Raw genomic sequence first — 22,170 nt, forward strand, 5'->3', positions numbered from 1 at the left:
CGCGCCCAGCACCCCGCCGTCACGGCCGCGCGTGATCCGCACCACCGCAGCGTCGCACGCGATTCGCCTGGACGTTTCCGCGGAAACGCGCACGCCGTCCCCAAGCTCCGAGCGCGGCGGGCCGCCCGCCCTCGCCACTTGCTCCCCAGACGTTTCCGCGGAAACGTGGGCGGCGCCATGCGCGGAGGGGACACGGTGCCCGGATCTGTCTTCCGCCCCAGCTAACGTCGCCTCCTCCACGTGCAGCATGACCTGGTAACGCTCGGCGCGTGAGCCGCTGAGCGGGCCGTCCGTGAAGCCGGCCGCGAGCGCGCGCTCGGCCACCAGCCCGACCGCGTCCGCGCGACGCTGCTCGGGCTTCGTCTGGTCTGGCTCGGCTCCCGGCGCGTCGGCGCCCTCTCGCTCTGCGCCGTACAGAGCGTCGCTCGCGGCCTCGATTGCCCTCATCAGCGCCGCGCCCACCTCCGGGTCGAGCCTGCCCCTGACGACGTACATGCCGTCCTCGTCGGGAAACACGCTGAACGTGCGGCTCCTGTGGCGCCGTTCCTCGGCCTTCGCCTCCTCACCGGCGCACAGCTCCGTCCAGCCGCGCGCGAGGCGCTCGAGCTTCGCCGCCGAGCACGAGCGCGCGAGCTCGAGCAGCGCCGCCTCGCTCGCTGGCCCCGCCACCCTCGTCAGCGCGCGCACCTTAGTGAACGACAGCTCGCCCTCGCGCATCGCCGCCGACGTCAGCGGCAGCTCTCGCAGCGCTCTGGCCGTGCGCACCCGCTCCCTGGCCGGGCCGCGCTTGATGCCCACGCGCCAGGCCAGCCACTCGGCGCTCGAGCCGAAGCCGGTGTTACGCCAGCCCCCGCGCTCGTCGAACTCCGCCAACAGCAGCATAGCCTCGTACTTCAGTACCTCGGCCTGCATGTAGGTCGCAGCGCAGCGCTCGCCCAGCAGGTACAGCTCGTCTTCGGGGTCGACTGACTCTGACGCCGCCTCGACCGGCGCCGCCCGCTCCCGCAACACCCACATCCCCCGCGCCTGCGCCCTCATCGCAGCGTACATCGGCCTCACCCCCCCGGATCGTCGTAAGTCGCAGCACCGCAACCGCCTGTACCAATATACGGGGCCACCTGGCGAGGCTCTCAGGCGCCCGTGAGCCGGCGCGGGGGGGGGTCGGGGGGCGTCGGAGGTTGCGTGCGCGCGCGGCGAGCGGCACGCCCCGGGCGAGGCGAGTACAGCACCGCGAGCGGAGCCAGGCCGAGACCGGGGCGTCTTCAGCGCCTCAAATCTGTCAATGGCTGATTGGGACGACTTCGGCGCAAATCACCATGGGCAGGTCCCGGGGGGCGGGCAGAAGAGGAAAATCGTCGCCCACACGTTTCCGCGGAAACGCCCGCGTCCGTCCAAGAGCCCCGCGACACCGCAACCCCAGCGGCGTTCCCGCGGAAACGTACTCAGTCAGCGACGCGGGCTCGATCGACCCGCGCAGAATTGCCCCCTACCCGCCCACCTGCGACAGCGCCACGAGTCCGCCCGAGCCCGCCGCGGATCCGGCCACGAGGTCGTGTTGGAGTGGCTTGATGGCCAGGGTCTCGAGAACGTGCGGGACGATCGACTGGCCCGCGCGCAGGGGCGTCCGCAGGTCGGTCTGGATGTGCCCGAACAGGCAGGGCCGGAGCTGGCCGTCGGCGGTCAGGCGCATGCGGTTGCAGCGCTCGCAGAAGTTGTGGCTCATGGGCGTGATCACGCCCACCGTGCCGCGCGCGCCGGGCAGGCGAAAGTAGGTCGCGGGTCCGTTGCCGGCGGGCCCCTCCGCGGGCTCCAGGTCGTCGATCCGACGCAGCCGGTCCAGCATCTCGGGGGCGCCCACGAACTCGTCGACGGACAGGTCCAGGTTGCCGGCGACCGGCATCAGCTCGATGAAGCGGACGTGCCAGGGACGTTCGACGGTGACGCGCGCGAAGTCTTCGAGCTCGTCGTCGTTGCGCCCGCGCATGACCACCACGTTGAGCTTGATAGGCGTAAACTCCGCCCGCTCGGCGGCGTCCAATCCCGCCATGATGCGCTCGAAGGACCCCGGCCGGCGGGCGATGGCGTCCACGCGGTCGGCCCGCAGCGAGTCGAGCGACACGTTCACGCGATCGAGGCCCGCGTCCTTCAGCGCCTCGGCGTGCTGAGTGAGCAGCACCGCGTTGGTCGACAGGGACACGTCCTCGATCCCGGGCACCGCGGCGATCTGTGCGATCAATTCCGGCAGATCGCGCCGGACCAGAGGTTCACCCCCGGTCACGCGCACGCGCTCGAGTCCCAACTCGGCCATCTCGCCTACGACGCGCGCGATCTCTTCGTACGTGAGCAGCTCGTCGCGGCGCAGCCACGGCAGCCCCTCGACGGGCATGCAGTACACGCAGCGCAGGTTGCACTTGTCCGTGACGGACACGCGCAGGTAGCGGATGCGGCGGCCGTGCACGTCGGTCATCCCCGCCGGGCCCGGGTCGGAGGCCTCGTGCCCGCGGCGGAGCAAGGTCGCGCTATCGAGAAGGTCGTTCGGGCGGTCGAGAAGGTCGCTCACGTGGGCGTGGCTCCCGGCGACGCTGCGCTCGCCGACGGCGAGTCACCCGGCGACCCGCCTCCGGGCGTTACTCCGCTCAGCCACTCCTCCGCTCCGTCGGCGTAGCGCTCGAACTTCCACACCGGCACGCGTCGCTTGATCTCTTCGAGGATGGTCCGGGACAGCTCGTAGGAGTCGGCGCGGTGCGGCGTCGACACCGCCACCGCCAGGCTGACGTCGTCCACCTTCAGGTCGCCGACGCGGTGCGTCAGTGACACCCGGGCGGGTCGGTCGCCCGCGGCCTCTCGGGCGATTCGGAGGAGTTCGGCCTCGGCCATGTCGCGGTACGCCTCGTAGCGGATGCCCAATACGGCGCGGCCCTCGTTATGGTCGCGGACCACGCCCAGAAACAGAAGCGCCGCGCCGTGCGCGGCGTCACTCACCTCGCGCAGCACGCGCGCGGTGTCGATCGGCTCGTCCGTGATCTGAGCCGTTATGCACCCAGAGTCGTCCCTCATCACCCTCCAGCCACGGGTGGCAGCAGCGCGATTTCGTCGCCGTCCGCCAGCGCAGTGGCGAAGTCCGCGTAAACGCCATTCACCGCCACGGCGAGCGTCTGCGGGAGCCGCTCGAGTCCCGGCGCACGCGCCCGTGCCTCGGCCAGCGCGGCTGCCACGTCGTCGCCCACTCGCACGCGCACCTCCAGCTCTCCGGTCCCCGCCAGGTCGCGGTAGGAAGCAAAGAGCAGCACGCGGACGCGCGCGTTGGGGGCGACCGGCACGTGGCCGTCGCCGGCGTCCCCACTGGCCGGGACCGGCGCCCCCACGGCGTCGGCCGGGACCGGCGCCTCCACAGCGGCAGCGGCCGCGACGTGCGTAACCGCATCGACGGTGGCCGGGACGCTCCTCACCGCGGCGGCCGGTCCGAGTCGTCCTTGTCCTGGTCGCGACGCCTCGCGTTCCTCACGGCGTCGTTCATGTGCATCTGTAGCTGCATGAAGGAAGCCCTCTGCCTGGGCGTCATGAACCCCGCCAGGGCGTCCTGCTCCGAGCGCCAAAGTTCGTACTCGCGCCGCCTCAGGTCTTCCATGGCGCCGAGCCGGCGGCGGAATTCGTCGTCGCTGGTGTTGGCGTCCTCGATCGCCCGGATGAACCGGTGGCGCTCCTGCATGAGCTGCCGCTGCAACTCCCGGCGGTTCTCGCGGCCCCTCCGCAGCACGTCCTCCAGTCGCTGGCTCTGGCCCTCCTGCAGGTCGAGCTGGCGACGGGAGCGTTCCATGAACTGCCTGTGGAAGCGCTGCTCGAGCGCGGCCCGCCCGGGCCTCCGATCGGTGCGCACCTGGGCGTCCACGCCCGCGGCGGGCGCGAGCGCGGCCAGCGCGAGCGTGAGCACCGCTATCCCCTTCAGCCGTGTCATCACGATTCCAACTCCTTCAACAGAGCCTCGAGCTCAGCGTTCGACAATGCGTCCAGGACGGGAGCCCCCGCCAGGAGGCCGTCCTCGCCGGGCCAGGGAGCGACCGCCAGCACCGCCTCGGTGGCGGCCTGCTCGCCCGGCTCGTCCGCGGCCGGGCCGAAGCCCGCGCGCACGAGAACGGTCCCGACCAGGAACACGCCTGCCGCCGCAGCAGCCATGGGCAAAGCCCTGAAGCGCGCCCCCCGACCGGCGCCCGCAACGCCTCCCGCGCGCACCGCGGCGAGCACCGCGTCCGAAAACCCCGCCGGCGCCTGCCGGCGTTTGGCCGCCAGGTCGCGCAGCAGCGTCAACTCCGCGGCGCACTCCGCGCAGCGCTCCAGGTGAGCGCCGGTTTCGGCCGCCGCGAGCGCCTCCAGCGCGCCGCCCTGGAACTCCACCAGGCGATCGCGCACCGTCTCGCAGATCTGTCCGCTCATGTGAGCCACTCCCTGAGCCGCTTGATCCCCATATGGTAATTTACTCGCATCGCGCCTTCCGTGGATCCGCACGCTTCGGCGATCTCACGGTAGCTCATTCCCTCGAATACCCTCAGCGTTATCGCCAAGCGCTGCTTCTCCGGCAACTCTGCCAACCTCTCCCCCACCCGGTCCGCTTCCGTTCGGATCAGCGCGATCCGCGCCGGATCCTCCTGGCTGACGGGTTCATCCACGCTCTCCAGCGAGCGCTCCCGGCGTCGCCCGCGCGTGCGCAACGCCGATCTCGCGGTGTTGATCACGATGCGGATGAGCCACGTCCGAAAGCTCGCCTCCTCGCGGAATCGATCCAGGCCCTTGAACGCCTTCAAGAAAGCATCCTGGGCGACGTCGGCGGCGGTGTCCTCGTCGCCGACCACCCGAAACGCCGCGTCGAAGGCCACGTCCTGGTGCCGGAGGACCAGCGTCTCCAGCGCGCGCTCGTCGCCCAGCCGCGCACGCCGTACCAGCGACGCGTCGTCCGGCCCCTGCGCGAGCGGGCCGACCTGGAGGGCTGCCGGATCGTTCACCGAAAGTTGGACGCGCGAGGCGTCCGGAGTGTTAGGCCCTCTGTTGGGGCCGACGGGTGGCGGAGCGGACACGGGTGAGGCCGAACCGGGGCGCGCCGTGGGTCAGCGCGCCCCGGCATGGTGGGTCAGAAAAGGGGCTCGGCCGTGAGCGGCTCCCCGGCCACTTGCCCCCGCATCTCCTTGGAGGGCTTGAACACGGGGACGGCCCGGGACGGCACGTGAACGCGGTCGCCAGTGCGCGGGTTGCGCGCCATGCGAGACTTGCGCTCCCGGACCTTGAACGTCCCGAAACCGCGGATCTCGATATGGCGGTGCTCCGCCAAGGCCTCCTTGATCGCGTTCAGCAGCCCGTCCACGACCAGGGCGCAGTCCTTCTTGGTAATCCCGGGGCCGATCGCGTCTGCGACCTGCTCCACGAGGTCCGCTTTCGTCATGTCTCCTCCCAGACCCATTGCGGCGGTGCGTTTCTCACGTGCGGACCGAGGCTCGTCGAGTCGTCCACGGTCTCGCGAACGGAACGGAGAGCAGCATTCGGCGTGCTGGAAAATCGCCTTCGGAACCCGCTCCGCGGGCGAGGCGCGACCACCATAAGTCCATATGGTGTAAGCGTCAACCCCGATTCAGACGCTCTTCCATGGCCGCCACGAAGCGGTCGAAGAGGTAGCTCGCGTCGTGCGGCCCGGGAGCCGCCTCGGGGTGATACTGGACCGCGAAAACCGGCAGGGAGCGGTGTGCAACGCCCTCCACGGTTCCGTCGTTGAGGTTGCAGTGCGTGACCACCAGATCTGGCGCCCCGCTCACCCCCTCCTCGCCGTCCGCGTGCACCGCGAAGCCGTGGTTCTGGCTGGTGATCTCCACCGCCCCGTCCTCCACCCTCCGCACGGGGTGATTCCCGCCGCGGTGGCCGTACAGGAGCTTGTAGGTGTCCGCCCCCCAGGAGCGCGCGATCAGTTGGCAGCCCAGGCAGATGCCGAAGATGGGCACGCCTCTTTCTGCCACCGCGCGCAGCACGGCATCCGCGTCCGGGATGGCGGCCGGGTCTCCCGGGCCGTTCGACACGAAGACGCCGTCCGGATCCAGCGCCTCCACGTCCTCCAGGCCCGCGCTCGCGGGCAGCGTGTGGCACTCGCAGCCGCGCTCGGCAAGCATGTCCAGCGAGCGGCTCTTCACGCCGAAGTCCAGCGAGGCCACTCGGAAGCGCCGCCGCCCCGCCGCCGGCGTGACGTACGGCTCCGCGGTGGTCACCTCGCCGGACAGGTCGCGCCCCTCCATGCCTGGCTGGGCGCGGATCTCGGCCAGCAGCGCGTCCTTGTCGGTGCCGGGGGCCGCGATCGCCGCGCGCATGGCCCCGGCGGAGCGGATGTGTCGGGTCAGCGCGCGCGTGTCCACGCCGGTCAGGCCCGCCACGCCTGCCTCCGTCAGGTAGTCCTCGAGCGTACCCTCGGAGCGCCAACTGGCCGGGGCGCGCGACAGGTCGCGGACCACGAAGCCTGCCACCTGCACCTTGCTGGACTGCGGATCGGCGCCGTTGACCCCGTAGTTGCCTACCTGAGGGGCGGTCATCACGACTATCTGGCGGGCGTAGGACGGATCCGTGAGGACCTCCTGGTATCCGCACATGACGGTGTTGAACACGGCCTCGCCGTGCGCCGGCCCGAGCGCCCCGAAGGGCTCTCCCGGGAAAGCCCTCCCGTCCTCCAGGAGCAAGTATGCGTTTCTAGTCAATTCATTGTCATTATGCGTGTTAACCCACGGGCTATCGACTACCACATGACACTAACGCTAGGCTCGGATCCGCTCCAGGCCGACCCTGGCGCCGGCCATCACGCCGCGCCGTGGCGCAACCGAAGGCTCCGGGGCGCTCCTGTCAACCGGCTTGCCTCCGGCACCGCCCTCGGGTCAGGTTCGCGCGCGTGAGCGACCTGATCTTCATCCACGCGGACGAGTCCTGCCTGGGCAACCGGCGCGACAAGCCGTCGCCGGGCGGCGCCGGCGGCCTGGTCGAGATATGGCGGGACGGCGCCTGGGCCCGCCGCGACTTCTGGCTGAGCGAACCGGCCACCACCAACAACCGCATGGCGCTGCGCAGCGCCATCGAGCCCCTCGGCGCCCTCAGCCGCCGCTGCCGGGTGCGCTTCACGTCGGATTCGCAGTACCTGGTCAGGGGCATGTCGGAGTGGGTCGCCGGCTGGATCAGCCGCGGCTGGAGGCGCAAGGCGGGGCCCATCGAAAACCTCGAGCTGTGGCAGGACCTGGTCGAGGAGGCCGATCGACACGACGTGCGCTGGCACTGGGTGCGGGGCCACTCCGGCCATCCGCGCAACGAATTCGCCAACTACCTGGCGATCGAGGCGGCTCGGGGCGCCACCGGGAGCGCGGGGCTGATCCCCTCCGGTTTCGACGACTGGCTGCTGGCCGAACGCGACTCGGGCCGCTACCTGGACTTCGACGAGTTCGCGGGACCCGACGGCACCTGGCCGGAGCTGGAGCTCGCGGGCGACAGCGGGGTGGACAGCCACTCCGGCGGCGGCGGGCCTTCCTCCACCACCGACGCGTAGCCGTACTCCGCCGCGAACGCCGCGACCACGGCGTCCTGGGCGCGTACGATCGAGATTTCTTCGCCCAGAATCGACCGCATCGAGATGACCGTGCGGCCGTGTATGCCGCAGGGAACGATCGACGCGAAGTAGGACAGGTCGGTCGCGACGTTGAGCGCGAAGCCGTGCGAGGTGATCCAGCCGCTCGAGACGCGCACGCCGATGGCGGCCACCTTGCCCGCGTCCGTCCACACCCCGGTCAGGCCCTCTTCCCGTTTCCCGTCGATGCCGAACGTCGCCAGCGCGTCGATCAGCACGCGCTCCAGGTCGCGCACGTAGCGGTGCAGGTCGCGGCGCTCTTCCGCCAGCGCGAGGATGGGGTAGCCGACGATCTGGCCGGGACCGTGGTAGGTGACGTCGCCGCCGCGGCCGGACTCGAAGAGCTCGATGCCGAGCAGCCGGCGGTCGGCCTCGTCGAGCAGGACGTGCTCCTCGTCCGAGGCGGTGCCGAGCGTGATCACGTGGGGATGCTCGAGCAGCAGCAGCTGGTCGCCGATGTCGCCGGCGCGGCGCCGGCGCACCAGCGCCGCCTGGATCCGCTCCGCCTCCGCGTAGGAGACGCGGCCCAGGCGCCTTACGGTCAGCGAGGTTTCGACGCGCATCGCCCGTTCGTGTGCGCGCCTAGGCCGCGTCCTCCGGGACGCTCTCCATGACCTCCTTCAGCCGCGCCAGGAAGCGCGCGGCGTCGGCGCCGTCCACGATGCGGTGGTCGTAGCCGAGCGAGAACATCGAGCGCTTGCTAATGACGATCGCGTCCTGCCCGTCCACTTCCACCACCACCGGCCGTTTCTCGATGGCGCCGGTCCCCAGGATTGCCGCGGTACCCTCGGGAATCACGGGCATGCCCACGTAGGTGCCGAGCACCCCGGGGTTGGTGATGCTGAAGGTCGCACCCTGGATCTCGTCCGGCATGAGCTTGCGATCGCGCGCCCTCGCGGCGAGGTCGCTGATGGCGCGCGCGACCCCCACCAGCGTCAACTCGTCGGCGTTGCGGATCACCGGCACGATCAGGCCGGGGTTCAGGTCCACCGCGATGCCCAGATTGACGTTGCCCCGATAGACCAGGTTGTCACCGGACACCACGCCATTCACCGTCGGGAACTCGGGCAGCACGCGGGCCACCGCCTGGGCGACGAACGCGGTGAAGCTGACCTTGACGCCCTTCTCGGCCCAGCGCGCCTTGCCCGCCCGGCGGGCCCGGTCGATGGCCGTGAAGTCGACCTCGATGAACGAGTGCACGTGCGGCGCGATGCGCTTGGCGCGGACCATGTGGTCGGCGGTGAGCTTGCGCATGCGGCTCATGGGCTCGACGCGGTCCGCGTCGCGCACCGGGTACTCGGGGTGCTGGACCTTGCCGTAGAAGGTCTGCCACAGCGCGGCCTCGTCCAGCGCGCCACCCGCGGCCGGCGCGGCGACCACCGGCGCCGCCGGCACGGGCGCGGCGGGCGTCGGCGCGGCCGGGGGGCCTCCCTCCACGAAGGCGAGGATGTCCTGCTTGGTCACGCGTCCCGCGCGTCCGGTCCCCGGCACCGCGCCGATGTCCACTCCGTGCTCGGCGGCGATGCGCCGCACCAGCGGGGTCGAGCGGCGCCTCAGGCGCTCATCGGCGGTCTCGGGCCCGGCGGGCTCGGCGGCCTGAGTGGCGGGCGCGGCCGGCGCCGGGGCGGAAGGTGCGGCGGGTGCCGAGGCGGGCTCGGCGGGAGCGCTCTCCTCGGCCGCTGCAGCCGGAGCCGGCGCCGCCTCTTTTGCGACCTCTTCGGGCGCCTCCTCTTCGGCGGCCGGCTCCGGTGCCTCCTGCGCCACCACCGGCGCCCCGCCGTTGCCTCCGGCCTCGGTGTCGATGAACGCCACGACGGTCCCCACTTCTACGGTCTCGCCCTCCTGGACGCTTATCTCGACCAGGGTGCCGGCGGCCGGAGCCGGGATCTCCGCGTCCACCTTGTCGGTGGATATCTCCAGGATCGGCTCGTCGCGCTCAACCGCGTCTCCCACCGTCTTCAGCCACTTGGATACGGTGCCTTCGGCGATCGATTCGCCCATCTGAGGCATCGGGACTTCGATTCGAGACATGGTACTCTTCGGGCGCTAGTAGTGAGCCAGGTATCTGCAGGCCGTCACGATGTCATCGACCTGCGGCAGAAAGTAGTCCTCCAGCGGAGGCGAGTACGGCACCGGCGAATCGATCGAGGTCACGCGCAGGATGGGCGCATCCAGCCACTCGAACGCCTTTTCGTTCACGCGCATGGAGATCTCACCGGCGATGCCCCCCGTGCGGGTGTCCTCGTGCACCACCAGTAGTCTGTTGGTCCGCTTCACGCTATCCAAGATAGCGTCCTCGTCCAGCGGAAGAAGCGTACGCAGGTCCAGGACCTCCACGTCGATGCCGTCTTCGACGGCCAATCTTTCGGCCGCGCTCATGCTCTCGTGCACCATCATGCCGTAGGTCACGACCGTGACGTCGGCGCCGGGGCGGCGCACGAGCGCTTCCCCGAGCGGCACCACGTAGTCTTCGGCGGGCAGCGTCTCGCGCAGCGCGGGGGCCCGATAGAGCTTCTTGTGCTCGAAGAAGAGGACCGGATCGTCGTCGCGAATGGCGGCCTTGAGGAGCCCCTTGGCGTCTCGGGCGGTGCACGGGTAGACGATCTTGAGCCCGGGCGTGTGAAAGAACGCCATTTCGGGGTTCTGCGAGTGGAACGGACCGCCCCGCACGCCGCCCCCTACCGGGCCGCGCACGACCACGGGCATGGGCCCGCTGCCGCGGTACCGAGACGTGGCGATGTAGTTGGTGAGCGGCTGGTAGGCGCACGAGACGAAGTCCATGAACTGCATCTCCACCACCGGACGCAGGCCCATGTGCGCCGCGCCCGCCGCGGCGCCGGTGAACCCGGCCTCGCTGATGGGCGTGTCCACGACGCGCTGCCCGCCGAAGCGGTCCAGGAAACCTTCGGTGACCTTGAAGGCGCCGCCGTAGAAGCCGATGTCCTCGCCCAGGAGGAACACCCGCTCGTCGTGCTCCATCTCGTCCCAGAGAGCCTCGCGGATGGCCTCCAGCATGGTGACCGGCTCCCCGCGCAGAGACTGCGAGACGTGCTCGGGGCGGGTCTGGGTCATGCCGGGGAGATCCGGAGCGTCAAGGTCCTCCGGGGTCGTCTCCATCCTGCGCGGGCGGCTCCGTGGGAGCGGCGCCGTCCTCGGCTGGAGCCACGGCGCCGGGCAGCACCGGGGTGGGCGCCGCCGCGCCGTTCTGGAACTCGTCCTGGAGGACCGACGTCGGCGCGGTCCCGCGCGACGACATGATGCTCAGCACGAGCGCCAGGACGAGAAAGCTCCCGCCGAACCACCACGACAGCTTGGTCAGCAGGGTAGCGGCCTGGCGACCCCCGAGAACCGAGTCCGTCGAGGCGTTGGCGCCCCCCATCGCGGCGAGCCCGCCGCCCTTCCCTGCCTGCAGAAGCACGACGACCATGAGCAGGACGCCGATCGTCAGCAGCACCGCGAAAGTCAATCCGAACACGCGTTCGTCTCCCTGGTATATCTGACCCCGGTCAAGCCTTGAAAAATCGGGGTTTTCTGCCTCGTGTCAAGCGCCATCGGCCGACGCAGGCGCCGCCGCCACGATCGCCGCGAAACTCTCCACCTGCAGGCTCGCTCCGCCGACCAGGACGCCGCCCACCTCGGGGGCACGCAGCAACTCGGCCGCGTTCGCCGGCTTGACGGAACCGCCGTACAGGACCGGCACCCCGGCGGCCGCGGCGCCGAGCCTCGCAGTCAGGCGCGCGCGCAGCACCTCGTGCGCCGCGCTGGCGTCCCCGGGCGTGGCCGTGCGACCGGTGCCGATGGCCCATACCGGCTCGTACGCCAGGACCAGCGCGGCCAGGCGCCCGTCGTCCAGCCGGGCGGTCACCGCGTCGAGCTGCCTGGCCAGCACCGCCTCCACCTCACCCGCGTCGCGTTGGGCCTCGGTTTCGCCAACGCACAGCACGGGCGTGAGCCCCGCCTCGAACGCCGCTCCGACCTTGCGCGCGGTTTCCTCGTCGGTCTCGCCGAACAGGTGGCGTCGCTCGCTGTGCCCCACCAGCGCGAGCGTGGCGCCGGCCGCCGCGGCCATGGGCGCGGACACCTCGCCGGTGAACGCCCCGCTGTCCTTCCAGTGAATGTGCTGGACCCCGAGCCGCACGGGCGTGCCCGCGCCGAGGCCTTCGGCGAGCGCCGCCAGGGACAGCGCCGGCGGGAACAGCGCCACCGTGGGGCCGGGCTCGCCCAGCGCGTCGGCGAGACGCGAGCCGAAGGCGCGCGCCGCCTGGGGCGCGTGGTGCATCTTCCAGTTACCGGCGATCACCGGCGGCCGTACGGCGCTCATGCTACCTCCGTCTCCAGAGCCGCTACCCCGGGCAGCGGCTTCCCCTCCAGAAACTCCAACGAAGCCCCTCCGCCGGTGGACACGTGCGTCATGCGATCATCCAGACCCGCCGCGGCCAGCGCGGCCGCGGTGTCGCCCCCGCCCACGATTACGGTCGAGCCACGCTCGACGGCCTCCGCGGCGGCGCGCGCCAGTCCGTTCGTGCCCGCGTCGTACGGGGGCCGCTCGAACCGCCCCATGGGGCCGTTCCAGATCACCGTCCGCGAAGCCGCGACGGCGCGCGCGAAGATGCCCACCGAGCGCGATCCTATGTCCAGAATGCTGCCGTCCGCCGGTACCTGGTCGCGGCTCAACCGCGCGGGCTCGTCCGCCCCCTCGCGCAGCACCACGCAGTCCACCGGCAGGGTCAGCCGGGGGCCGGCGGCGCGCAGGAGCTTGGCCGCCGTGTCGACGCGGTCCTCCTCCACCAGAGACCGCCCCGTCTCGAGTCCCAGCGCGCGAAAGAAGGTGTTGGCCATCGCGCCCCCGATCAGCAGGCCGTCCGCCCGCTCCAGCAGGTGCTCGATCACCTCGATCTTGCCGCTGATCTTGGCCCCGCCGAGGATCGCCAGGAATGGCCGGTCGGGGTCGTCGAGGGCCGCTGCCAGGTAGCGCAGCTCGCGCGCCATCAGGTCCCCGGCCACCACGGGCCGACCCGAACGGCGCGCCGCGAGGGCGGCGGCGTGGACGGAAGCGTGGGACCTGTGCGCGGCCCCGAAGGCGTCGTTGACGTACACGTCCGCCCCCTCCACCAGCGCCTCCCCGAACGCGGGGTCATCGGCCTCCTCGCGGGGATCGAAGCGCAGGTTCTCGCGCACCACCACTTCGCCCGCGGCGAGCGGCGCGCGCGCCTCCTCGTCGGTCTCCGCGAAACGCACCGGGGCGCCGAGCGCGCGCGCCAGCGCGTCGGCCACCGGCCGCAGCGACAGCGCGGGATCGCTGACGCCGCCGGGGCGCCCCAGGTGCGACGCCACGACCACCGCCGCGCCGCGCTCCAGCAGTCGCCGCAGGGTGGGGATCGTCTCCTCGATGCGGGTGGCGTCGGTGACGCGCCCGTCCTGGAGCGGCACGTTGAGATCCGCGCGCAGGAAGACGCGCTTGCCCTCCAGCGAATCGCTCAGGTCGTCTATCGTCGGTACGGGCATGCGCGCGGTCGGTGAGGGTCGAGGCGTCGGCCGCCGAACCTACCGGGGCGCGCCCCGCGCGATCAAGGCTGGGCCCCGAACGCGAAACGGCCACGGGGGTGTGTCGCCCCGTGGCCGTTCACGGTGCCCGCCGATGCCGCGGGCGCGGTCCGTCAGCGGGCGCTCGGCTGCCCCGCCACCTGCACCGCGAACCGGACGGAGTCCGAGCCGCGCGAAGACACCTCCAGCGGGGTGTCGCAATAGCTGCAACTGATCACGGCCCGGCGCTGCGCCATCTCGAGTTCGGTCACGTCTCTGTGGCCGCACACGGGGCAACGGTAGGTCCCGATCAGCAGATCTTCCACGTCCGTCATGCGCATCCTCATGGCTACCGAACGCTACACCCGGCTTCTTGGCCCAGTCAACGATGCTGTAACGCGTGATCGTCCATAATAGAGACGATTTCCGCGCCCGAAACGTTAGTCCAGCCGGTCCCCGATGACGGTCGCGAGCTCGGCGCAGCGGTTGGAGTAGCCCCACTCGTTGTCGTACCAGGACACCACCTTGGCGAGCCTGCCGATGGCGAAGGTGGACAGCGCGTCCACGATGGAGCTGGCCGGGTGGCCGATGTAGTCCGCGCTGACCAGGGGCTCGTCGGACACCTCCAGGATGCCCTTCAGTGGCCCCGCGGAGGCCTCCCGGAACGCGTCGTTGACCCGCTCGCGGTCGGCCTCGCGTTCCAGCACCGCGGTCAGATCCACGATGCTCACGTCGGGGGTAGGCACGCGCATGGCCATCCCGTCGATGATGCCCTTGGCCTCCGGAATGACGAGCGCGGTGGCCTTGGCGGCCCCGGTGGTGGTGGGGATGATGGAGAGCGCCGCCGCGCGCGCACGCCGCAGATCGGAGTGCGGAAGATCCAGGATGCGCTGGTCGTTGGTGTAGGCGTGCACGGTGTTCATGAGCGCGTTCTCGATACCGAAGCTCTCCCGCAGGACCTTGACCAGCGGCGCCAGGCAGTTGGTGGTGCAGCTGGCGTTGCTCACGATATGGTGATTCGCCGGGTCATACTGGTCGTCGTTGACGCCCAGCACGACGGTGATGTCCTCGCCCTTGGCCGGCGCGGTGATGAGCACCTTGCGGGCCCCGGCCTCGAGGTGCTTGGACGCCGAGGCGCGGTCCCGGAAGATCCCCGTCGCCTCGAGCACCACGTCCACGCCCAGCTCCTTCCAGGGCAACTCGGCCGGATCGCGGACGCTGAGGACCCGCAGCGTGTCTCCGTCGACCACCAGGCCGTCGTCAGTGACCTCCACCTCCCCGGGGTAACGGCCGTGCACCGAGTCGTGTCGGAGCAGATGGCCGAGCGTGGCCGGGTCGGTGAGGTCGTTGACCGCGATGAAGTCGAGGTCGATGCCCCTCTTCTTGGCGGCTCGCAGGATATTGCGGCCGATCCGGCCGAAGCCGTTGATCGCGACGCGCGTCGCCATATGTCGAATCTCCTCAATCGGTGTCTGAACGCCGCGCGTCGAGCGCGCGGGCGAAGCTCACGAGCCCGACCGCGCGGGCGCCCGCTTCATTCAGCATGCGCGCGCACTCGCCGGCCGTCGCGCCCGTGGTCAAAACGTCGTCCACCAGCAGGACACTGCGCCCCCGGATCCGGCCCGCTCGAGCCAGCGTCCGGAAGGCGCCGGCCACGTTAGCCCGGCGCGCCGAGGGCTGCAAGGCGATTTGCGACCCCGTGGCGTGCGCCCTGGCGAGCGCATCGAGCGAGCGAATTCCGGTGCGAGACGACAGCCCCAGCGCCAGCAACTCCGCCTGGTTGTACCCGCGCGATCGCAGCCTGGCGCGGGTGGTAGGCACCGGCACCAGGAGCGGCACCGCGCCGCCGTGCGAGGCGGCCCAGCGCCAGGAGCGCGCCAGGCTCCTCGCCATCAATTCGGCCAGCGGTTCGGCCAGGAGCCGCCAGCCGCCGTACTTGAGGCGGTACACGAGCTGGTCGGCGGGCGCCCGTAGCAGGCACGCGGACTCCGCCCACTCGAGCGCCGCGTCCCACTCGCGGCAGTCCGGGCAGGTGGGCTCGACCGCGCGGCCGGTCAGTTGCAGGGGCGCCGAGCAGCGACCGCAGCGGGGGGCGGGGGGCGGCCGCAGGCGCACCCGGCACCGGCCGCACACCAGGGGTCGCTCCGGGCCCGGCAGCACCGACCGGTCGCAGCCCAGGCATACGGGCGACAGCACCAGATCCGCAACCGCCGCGAGCAACCCCATGCGGCCACGCTCACGCACCCGGGCCGGCGCCGCCATGGCGCTGGGGGGCGCCTCCCCTCAGCCGCGCCGCAGCGCGGCCCGCATCTCCTCCAGCGGCGCCTCCAGGCCCCACCAGATGCTGAACGCCGCGGCCGCCTGCCGAACCAGCATCTCACGGCCGTCGGAGGCGCTGAGCCCGAGGCGCGCCGCGTCCTGGAGCAGTCGGCTCGGGGTCTCCGCGTAGGTCAGGTCCATGACCGCGCTCACCCTGCCCACCCGCTCCAGCTCCACGGGCGCCGGGTCGGCGGCGTGCAGTCCCAGCGGGGTGGCGTTGACGACCAGGTCGAAGGGGCCGTCGGCGTACGGGTCGCCGACGCGGGCTCCGGCGCCGAGCTCGCCCACGAGTCGCAGGGCGCGCTCGCGCGTGCGGCCGGCGACGATCGCCTCGGCGCCCTCCGCCAGCAGGACCGCCACCGCCGCGCGCGCCGCGCCCCCCGCGCCGAGCACCAGCGCCCGCTTCACGCGGCCTTCACCCTCCAGGAGCTGGCGCTTCGCCGCGGCGAAGCCCTGCACGTCCGTGTTGTCCCCGTGCAGCGCGCCTTCCTCCTGCCAGAAGGTGTTGCAGGCACAGGTGGCGCGCGCCTCGGCGGAGGCGGCGTCCAGCGCCGAGAAGGCGACCTCCTTGTGCGGCACGGTGACGTTGCCCCCGCCACCCGCGTCGGCCAGCCCGCGCATCAGCTCGGCGACCATGTCCGCGCCGCAGCGCAGCGCCACGTAGGAGCCGTCGAGCCCGGCCGCCGACAGGGCGGCGGAGTGCAGAGCAGGCGACAGCGAGTGGCCGACGGGGTCGCCCAGGAGCGCGAAAACGCGCGTCACGGCGCCAGGATCGGAGCCAGGCGTTCCAGCGCGTTCTCGATCGCCCGACGCAACGTCAGGTAGGTCTCCTCGTAGGCGGCGTCCGAGCCCCCGAAGGGGTCCTGGATCGCCCGCTCTTCGGCACCCTCGGATGCGAAAGAGGTGAGCAGATCCACCCGGTCGCCACCGCCCAGGTGATGGACGGCTTCGACGTGCGCAGGCCCCATCGCCAGGATCAGGTCGGCCCAGTGGACGCGCTCGCGCGATAGCTGCCGCGCGCGGTGGTCCGCCAGGTCGATCCCCTGCCCTGCGGCGACGCGCAGCGCGCCCGCAGACGCCGGCGCGCCGACCGCCGCCGCCACGCCCGCCGACGTCACCGCCACCGGACCCCAGCCTCGCTCCGCCAGCAGGGCGCGCGTAACGCCCTCGGCCATGGGGCTTCTACAGGTGTTGCCGGTGCACACGAACAGCAGATTGAACGTGGTCCCTGCGCGCTCCTCGTCCCGGCCCGAGCCGGCGCGCGCGTCGTAGTCGCCGTCGATGTCGGCCAGCGCCGACCTGATCCGGCCCTCTTCGATGGCCCCGGGGCGGATCAGGCGCGGGCGGCCGCGGCAGTCGACGATGGTCGACGGGTGCGCCTCGGGCAGGCGCCCCGCGTCCAGCACGAGCAGCTCGCCGGCGCGTGACTCGGCCAGCCAGGAGAGATCCTCCACGCTGCGGGCCGGGCGCTCGCCGGGCCGGTTGGCGCTGGTGGAGGTCAGCGGACCGCCGGCGACCTCGAGCAGATCCCGCACCGCCGGATGGGGGGAAACGCGGATGGCCACGCCGCCGTCGTCCGCACGGGCGCCCGCGGGAAACGCCCCCTCCGGGTCGTCCAGAATGAGCGTCAGAGGGCCGGGCCAGAAGGAGTCGGCCAGCAGCTCCGCGGCCGGCGTCCACGACAGCGCCCCCGCCTCGGATCGATCCCTCAGCAGGAGCAGGAAGGGCTTGTCCCGGGGCCGGGCCTTCAGCGCCGCGAGCGACGTCAGGCCTTCGTCGGACAGGAGCCCGCCCAGGCCGTAGACGGTTTCCGTCGGGTACGCCAGCAGCCCTCCGCCGACCAGGTGTGCGCGCACCGTGGCGGCCGCCACGCGCCTTTCCGCTTCGGTCCCGTAGGGGACGACCGCGCGGGGTCGGGGATCGCCGCCGACGCTCACGCGAACGCCACCTCCGCGATCGCGCCGATGTCCGGCAACCGGGTGACGCGGAGGCGGTCGGCCGACGGCCCCGGATCCTCCGCCGCGTCCGGGATGAGGGCGCGCTCGAAACCCAGCCGGGCGGCCTCGGCCAGCCGCCTCGCCAGACCGGGCACGGGCCGCAGCTCGCCGGTCAACCCCACCTCCCCCAGGACCACCGTATCGTGCGCGACCGGGCGTCCGCGCGCGCTGGACAGGATGGCGGTGCACACCGCCAGATCCGCGGCCGTCTCGCCAAGGCGCACGCCACCGGTGACGTTGAGAAACACGTCCTGTCGGCCGAAGGTCACGCCCGTGCCCTTTTCCAGCACCGCGAGGAGCATCGCCAGCCGCCGCGCGTCCACGCCCGTGCTGACGCGCTGCGGCGACCCGAAGGTGGACTCGGCGCACAGCGCCTGCACCTCGACCAGGAGCGGCCTCGTGCCCTCCATCGTCACCGTCACCGCCGCGCCCGGCGCCGATCTGCTCCGGTTCGACAGCAGGACCTCGGAGGGATCCTCCACGGCCACGAGGCCCGCCCCCGTCATCGTGAACAGGCCCACCTCCTGCGCGCTGCCGAACCGGTTCTTGGCCGCCCGCAGGATGCGGTGCTCGGCGCCGCGCGTCCCCTCGAAGTAGAGCACCACGTCCACCATGTGCTCGAGCGTCCTCGGTCCGGCCACGGCGCCGTCCTTGGTCACGTGCCCGACGAGCACCACCGCGGCCCCGGTCGACTTCGCGTATCGCTGTAATCGCGCGGCGCATTCCCTTACCTGTCCCACATTTCCAGCAGTACCATCGACGTCATCGACCCGCATGGTCTGGATCGAGTCGATGAGGATGATCGAGGGCGACTCAGAAAGCGCGGCGGCGACGACCGCGTCCGCGTCTGTCTCGGCCAGGAATAGTACGTCGCGCGTGCCGGGCCCGAGCCGCTCCGCCCGGAGCGCCACCTGCTCGGCCGACTCCTCGCCGGACACGTAAAGGACCGGCCCGCTGTCGCTGGTCAGCGCGGCGGCGGCCTGGAGCAGCAGCGTGCTCTTCCCGACCCCGGGTTCGCCGCCCAGCAGCACCACCGACCCGGCCACGAGTCCGCCGCCGAGCACGAGGTCCAGCTCGGCGATGCCGGTGCGCCGGCGCGACCGCGGCGCCGATGGCCCCTCGCCCAGCCTGGCCGGGGCGGCCGCCCCGGCCCTGAGGGTGGGTCCGCGCTTGCCGCGCGCCGGTGCGGGGGCCTGGGCGAGCGTATTCCAGGCTTGGCACGCGGGACACTGGCCCGCCCAGCGGGCGGACTCGTTGCCGCATTCGGTGCAGAAGAAGAGCGTCCGGGTGGCCGGCACGGCGGAGCTCAGGCCGCGGAAACGGGGGATCGCGCCATCGACTCGAAGCGCGTGAACTCCTTGCGGAAGAAGAGCTCCACGGTGCCGGTCGGTCCGTTGCGCTGCTTGCCGATGATCAGCTCCGCGCGCCCCACGACCTCCTGCTCCCGGGCCTCGAGGTCGCCCAGGTAGTACTCCGGGCGATAGAGGAACATCACCAGGTCGGCGTCCTGCTCGATGGATCCCGATTCGCGCAGGTCCGACAGCTGCGGCCTGTGGTCTGCGCGCTGCTCCGGCGCCCGGGACAACTGCGACAGCGCGACGATCGGCACGGACAACTCCTTGGAAAGCGCCTTGAGGCCGCGGCTGATGGCGCTCACCTCCTGCTGCCGGCTCTCCGCGTTGGGCCCGTGCATCAGCTGGATGTAGTCGACCATGATGAGGCCGAGGTCCGGCACGTCGGCCTTGAGCCGCCGCGCCTTCGCGCGCATCTCCAGCATGGATAGGGACCCCGAGTCGTCGATCCAGATGGGGGCGGCGTTGAGGTGACCCGCGGCCTGAGCCAGGCGCACGTAGTCGTCGTCCTCCAGCCGGCCGCGCAGCAGCCGGCTCAGGTCCACCAGGCCCTCGGAGCAGAGCATGCGCTGGACGAGCTGCTCGCGGCTCATCTCCAATGAGAAGATGGCGGCCGGCACCTGGTGCGATATCGCCGCGTGCAGGCTCATGCCGATCGTCAGCGCGGTCTTCCCCATGCTGGGGCGGGCGGCCACGATGATCAGGTCCCCCTTCTGGAACCCGCCGGTCTTCTGGTCCAGATCGTAATAGCCCGTGGAGACGCCGGTGATGCCGCCCTTCGCCTCCTGCAGCCGCTCGATGCGCTCGAACGCGCCGTAGAGCAGTTGCTTGATCCAGATGAAGCCTTCCCTGTCGTGCAACTGTGCGATCTGGAAGATCTTCTGCTCGGCCTCGTCCAGGAGCTCTTCCACCGTCCGCACTCCGGGCTCGTAAGCGTCCCGGATGATGTTCGACGAGGCTTCGATCAGGCGCCGCTGGATCGCCCGCTGGCGGATGATCCGGGCGTGGTAGTCGACGTTGGCCGCGGTGGGCACGGCGTCGAGCAGCTCGGCCAGGTAGGGGAGCCCGCCGATGCCGTCCAGCTCGTCGGTCTTCTTGAGCTCTTCGCTGACCGTCACCGGGTCGATGACCTCGCCGCGCTGGAACAGGCGGGCCATCGCCCGAAAGATGCGGCGATTGGCCTCGCGGTAGAACATCGAGTCGTCGACGACCTCGACCGCCTTGGCGACCGCGTCTTCGTCGATCAGCATGCCTCCCAGCACGCTCGTCTCGGCTTCCGCGGCGTAGGGCGCGCGCCGATCGGCGCGCGTTACCGGCGGCCCCAGATCCTCGATGACCTTCACGCGCGCCTCATCATCGGCTGCCTTCGTCTACGGTGCGTCGAAGCAACTGCAGGTCCTCCCACGCGGTGGTCACGAACTCGGGGCTCCGCAATAGAAAGGCGGGATGATAGGTGGCTATCACCGGCACGCCCTCGTACGCCCCGACGCGTCCGCGTAGTCGCCCCAGGGAACTCTCGCTGCCCATCAATCGCTGAGCCGCGAACCGTCCGACGGCCAGCAACGCCGCGGGCTCCACCGCGTCGATCTGGTCGCGCAGGTGCCCCGAGCACGCGTCTACTTCGTCCGGCTTCGGATCGCGGTTTCCCGGCGGGCGGCACTTGATCACGTTGCCGATGTACACCCGCTCCCGGGGCAGACCGACGGCCGCGAGGAGCAGGTCCAGCAGCTTGCCGGCCGGGCCGACGAAGGGCAAGCCCGTGCGGTCCTCCTCCGCGCCCGGCGCCTCCCCCACGACCATCACGGGAGCGCCGGCTGGCCCGTCTCCCCACACCACGTGGGCCCTTCCTTCGCAGAGCCGACAGCGCGTGCACGTCGCGGCCGCCGCCGCCAGTTGGGCGAGCCGGGAAGCGGCCGGGGAGGTGGCCGGGGCCGCGGGGCTCGGAACCGCCCGCGGAGCTGGGGCCGAAGCGGGAGTCGCCTGGCGCGCTCTGCGGACCAGACCCAGCGCCTCCCGGGCCGTGATGTCTTGCAGGAAGAGGGAGCTCTCTCCTCGCTCCCTCAACTGGCGCAGCAGCGCCGCGATAACCGCCCCGGACGCCCCCTCGCTCACGCCAGGAATCGACCGAATCGATCCAGAATCGCCTCGGCGACCTCTTCTTTGGGCAGGAGCGGCAGCGCCTCCTCCCCGCCGTCCCCGTCGATCAACGTGACGCGATTGGTGGCCGACTCGAAGCCGCTGTCCTCTCCCACCATGTTGAGCGCGATCTGGTCCAGCGATTTCTGCTCCAGCTTGCCCCGCGCGGCGACCGCCCCGGCCTCGGTCTCGAGCGCGAAACCGAGCGTCGCGAGGCGCTCGGGGCGGTCGCCGATCGTCTCGGCCAGGATGTCCGGCGCCGCCGTGAGCTCCAACGCGCCCGGGCCCTCGGATTTCTTCACCTTCCGCTCCGAGGTCTGCGCGGGCCGGAAGTCGGCCACCGCCGCGGCCATGATCAGCGCGTCGGCGCCCCCGAGCTCGCGACGGACGGCGTCCAGCATTTCCTCGGCGGTGTGGACCTCGACGGCCCTCACACGCGCGGGCAGCGGCACCGAAAGCTGGCCGTGGACGAGGACCACCTCCGCGCCGCGCCGCCACGCGGCCGCGGCCATCGCCACGCCCATCCGGCCGGAGGAGCGGTTCGACAGGAAGCGGACCGGGTCCACCGGCTCGCGCGTCGGCCCCGCCGTGACCAGCACCCGCTTGCCCGAAAACGGTCCCTCGACCTCCAGCAGGCGACCGATTTCCTCCCGGATCACCGCCGGGTCCTCCATGCGGCCGGGGCCCTCCCCCTCGTCGAACGCGAGCGGGCCTACTGCGGGGCCGCACAGGCGGTATCCCAGGTCCACCCGCAGCCGCTCGGCGTTTGTCTGGGTCGCGGGGTGCGACCACATGAGGTCGTTCATGGCGGGGCAGATGAGGACCGGCGCCCTGGTCGCGAGCAGGATCGCGGCGAGCAGATCGTTCGAGCGCCCGACGGCCGCGCGCGCCAGGAAGTCGGCCGTCGCCGGCGCCACGCACACGACGTCGGCATCTCGCGCGAGGCGGATGTGGTCCAGCGCGGCGCCGGGGGCGAGCAGGTCGGAGGCGACCGGCCGGCCCGTGACCCCCTCGAAGGAGAGCGAGCCAACGAACGCCGACGCGGAGCGCGTCAGAATGACGTCGACCTCGGCGCCCAGGCGCGTGAGATCGCGCGCGAGCTGTACGGTTTTGTAGGCGGCGATGCCGCCGGTGACTCCCAGCAGCACCCGTCGGCCCCGCCAGGGGCGGCGAGGCGCGTCGATCACGATGAAGCCGGCCGGGCCCCGGC

Annotated in this window: 24 protein-coding genes and 1 pseudogene; 1 reads left to right on the forward strand and 24 read right to left on the reverse strand. The window is 71.7% G+C overall.

Annotation, left to right across the window (positions count from 1 at the left end; genetic code table 11):
- The 9 genes from ABFS34_04480 to carA form a co-directional block, all read right to left on the reverse strand.
- Nucleotides 1–1,050, reverse strand: a 1,050-nt coding sequence (locus tag ABFS34_04480; GenBank protein ID MEN8374683.1) for a DUF222 domain-containing protein, incomplete at its 3' end; no start/stop codon positions are given.
- A 436-nt stretch (nt 1,051–1,486) separates the two neighbouring features.
- Entirely contained in the window at nt 1,487–2,560 is a 1,074-nt protein-coding gene (gene moaA, locus ABFS34_04485; protein MEN8374684.1) for a GTP 3',8-cyclase MoaA, read from the reverse strand.
- A complete protein-coding gene (locus ABFS34_04490; GenBank protein ID MEN8374685.1) occupies nt 2,557–3,057 on the reverse strand; it encodes a molybdenum cofactor biosynthesis protein MoaE in 501 nt (166 codons plus the stop codon). The genes moaA and ABFS34_04490 overlap by 4 nt, the downstream gene beginning before the upstream one ends.
- A complete protein-coding gene (locus tag ABFS34_04495; protein ID MEN8374686.1) occupies nt 3,057–3,449 on the reverse strand; it encodes a MoaD/ThiS family protein in 393 nt (130 codons plus the stop codon). The genes ABFS34_04490 and ABFS34_04495 overlap by 1 nt, the downstream gene beginning before the upstream one ends.
- Nucleotides 3,446–3,958 carry a hypothetical protein gene (locus ABFS34_04500; protein ID MEN8374687.1) on the reverse strand — a complete coding sequence of 171 codons (513 nt, stop codon included), beginning with the start codon at nt 3,956–3,958 and terminating at the stop codon, nt 3,446–3,448. Before ABFS34_04500 ends, ABFS34_04495 begins: the two co-directional genes overlap by 4 nt.
- Nucleotides 3,955–4,431, reverse strand: a complete 477-nt coding sequence (locus tag ABFS34_04505) for a hypothetical protein (GenBank protein ID MEN8374688.1) — start codon at nt 4,429–4,431, stop codon at nt 3,955–3,957. The genes ABFS34_04500 and ABFS34_04505 overlap by 4 nt, the downstream gene beginning before the upstream one ends.
- Nucleotides 4,428–4,997, reverse strand: coding sequence for a sigma-70 family RNA polymerase sigma factor (locus tag ABFS34_04510; protein ID MEN8374689.1), 570 nt, complete (start codon nt 4,995–4,997; stop codon nt 4,428–4,430). Before ABFS34_04510 ends, ABFS34_04505 begins: the two co-directional genes overlap by 4 nt.
- A gap of 125 nt (nt 4,998–5,122) precedes the next feature.
- A complete protein-coding gene (locus ABFS34_04515) occupies nt 5,123–5,431 on the reverse strand; it encodes an HU family DNA-binding protein (GenBank protein ID MEN8374690.1) in 309 nt (102 codons plus the stop codon).
- Nucleotides 5,432–5,606: 175 nt separating this feature from the next.
- The gene (carA, locus tag ABFS34_04520) at nt 5,607–6,722 is read right to left on the reverse strand and encodes a glutamine-hydrolyzing carbamoyl-phosphate synthase small subunit (GenBank protein ID MEN8374691.1); all 1,116 of its coding nucleotides are present in this window, start codon (nt 6,720–6,722) and stop codon (nt 5,607–5,609) included.
- Nucleotides 6,723–6,910: 188 nt separating this feature from the next.
- Here carA and ABFS34_04525 point away from each other — a divergent pair, with 188 nt between their 5' ends.
- Nucleotides 6,911–7,555, forward strand: a complete 645-nt coding sequence (locus tag ABFS34_04525; protein ID MEN8374692.1) for a ribonuclease H — start codon at nt 6,911–6,913, stop codon at nt 7,553–7,555.
- Nucleotides 7,556–7,578: 23 nt separating this feature from the next.
- Here the strand turns inward: ABFS34_04525 and lipB are convergent.
- From lipB to coaBC, 15 genes and pseudogenes are all read right to left on the reverse strand, one after another.
- Nucleotides 7,579–8,196: pseudogene (gene lipB, locus ABFS34_04530) on the reverse strand (lipoyl(octanoyl) transferase LipB).
- Nucleotides 8,197–8,215: 19 nt separating this feature from the next.
- Nucleotides 8,216–9,664, reverse strand: coding sequence for a dihydrolipoamide acetyltransferase family protein (locus ABFS34_04535; protein ID MEN8374693.1), 1,449 nt, complete (start codon nt 9,662–9,664; stop codon nt 8,216–8,218).
- Nucleotides 9,665–9,679: 15 nt separating this feature from the next.
- A complete protein-coding gene (locus ABFS34_04540) occupies nt 9,680–10,705 on the reverse strand; it encodes an alpha-ketoacid dehydrogenase subunit beta (protein MEN8374694.1) in 1,026 nt (341 codons plus the stop codon).
- A gap of 19 nt (nt 10,706–10,724) precedes the next feature.
- Nucleotides 10,725–11,108: a preprotein translocase subunit SecG gene (secG, locus tag ABFS34_04545; GenBank protein ID MEN8374695.1), complete on the reverse strand. Its 384-nt coding sequence runs from the start codon at nt 11,106–11,108 to the stop codon at nt 10,725–10,727.
- A gap of 66 nt (nt 11,109–11,174) precedes the next feature.
- Nucleotides 11,175–11,954: a triose-phosphate isomerase gene (tpiA, locus tag ABFS34_04550; GenBank protein ID MEN8374696.1), complete on the reverse strand. Its 780-nt coding sequence runs from the start codon at nt 11,952–11,954 to the stop codon at nt 11,175–11,177.
- Nucleotides 11,951–13,138, reverse strand: a complete 1,188-nt coding sequence (locus ABFS34_04555; protein MEN8374697.1) for a phosphoglycerate kinase — start codon at nt 13,136–13,138, stop codon at nt 11,951–11,953. The genes tpiA and ABFS34_04555 overlap by 4 nt, the downstream gene beginning before the upstream one ends.
- A 152-nt stretch (nt 13,139–13,290) precedes the next feature.
- Nucleotides 13,291–13,491: a hypothetical protein gene (locus tag ABFS34_04560; GenBank protein MEN8374698.1), complete on the reverse strand. Its 201-nt coding sequence runs from the start codon at nt 13,489–13,491 to the stop codon at nt 13,291–13,293.
- A gap of 105 nt (nt 13,492–13,596) precedes the next feature.
- Nucleotides 13,597–14,604 carry a type I glyceraldehyde-3-phosphate dehydrogenase gene (gene gap, locus ABFS34_04565; GenBank protein ID MEN8374699.1) on the reverse strand — a complete coding sequence of 336 codons (1,008 nt, stop codon included), beginning with the start codon at nt 14,602–14,604 and terminating at the stop codon, nt 13,597–13,599.
- A 13-nt stretch (nt 14,605–14,617) separates the two neighbouring features.
- Nucleotides 14,618–15,418: a ComF family protein gene (locus ABFS34_04570; GenBank protein ID MEN8374700.1), complete on the reverse strand. Its 801-nt coding sequence runs from the start codon at nt 15,416–15,418 to the stop codon at nt 14,618–14,620.
- 21 nt (nt 15,419–15,439) lie between these two features.
- Complete coding sequence (gene aroE, locus ABFS34_04575) at nt 15,440–16,237, reverse strand: shikimate dehydrogenase (protein MEN8374701.1); 798 nt, start codon at nt 16,235–16,237, stop codon at nt 15,440–15,442.
- Entirely contained in the window at nt 16,234–17,412 is a 1,179-nt protein-coding gene (locus ABFS34_04580) for a Sua5/YciO/YrdC/YwlC family protein (protein MEN8374702.1), read from the reverse strand. The genes aroE and ABFS34_04580 overlap by 4 nt, the downstream gene beginning before the upstream one ends.
- Nucleotides 17,409–18,770 carry a DNA repair protein RadA gene (gene radA, locus ABFS34_04585; GenBank protein ID MEN8374703.1) on the reverse strand — a complete coding sequence of 454 codons (1,362 nt, stop codon included), beginning with the start codon at nt 18,768–18,770 and terminating at the stop codon, nt 17,409–17,411. Before radA ends, ABFS34_04580 begins: the two co-directional genes overlap by 4 nt.
- Before the next feature lie 8 nt (nt 18,771–18,778).
- Nucleotides 18,779–20,167, reverse strand: coding sequence for a replicative DNA helicase (gene dnaB / locus ABFS34_04590; GenBank protein MEN8374704.1), 1,389 nt, complete (start codon nt 20,165–20,167; stop codon nt 18,779–18,781).
- Nucleotides 20,168–20,177: 10 nt separating this feature from the next.
- On the reverse strand, nt 20,178–20,936 hold the full coding sequence (locus tag ABFS34_04595) for a uracil-DNA glycosylase (protein ID MEN8374705.1): 759 nt from the start codon (nt 20,934–20,936) through the stop codon (nt 20,178–20,180).
- On the reverse strand, nt 20,933–22,147 hold the full coding sequence (gene coaBC / locus ABFS34_04600; protein ID MEN8374706.1) for a bifunctional phosphopantothenoylcysteine decarboxylase/phosphopantothenate--cysteine ligase CoaBC: 1,215 nt from the start codon (nt 22,145–22,147) through the stop codon (nt 20,933–20,935). The genes ABFS34_04595 and coaBC overlap by 4 nt, the downstream gene beginning before the upstream one ends.
- Nucleotides 22,148–22,170 lie beyond the last annotated feature (23 nt).

It is taken from the genome of Gemmatimonadota bacterium (assembly GCA_039715185.1).
Taxonomy (GTDB): domain Bacteria; phylum Gemmatimonadota; class Gemmatimonadetes; order Longimicrobiales; family RSA9; genus DATHRK01.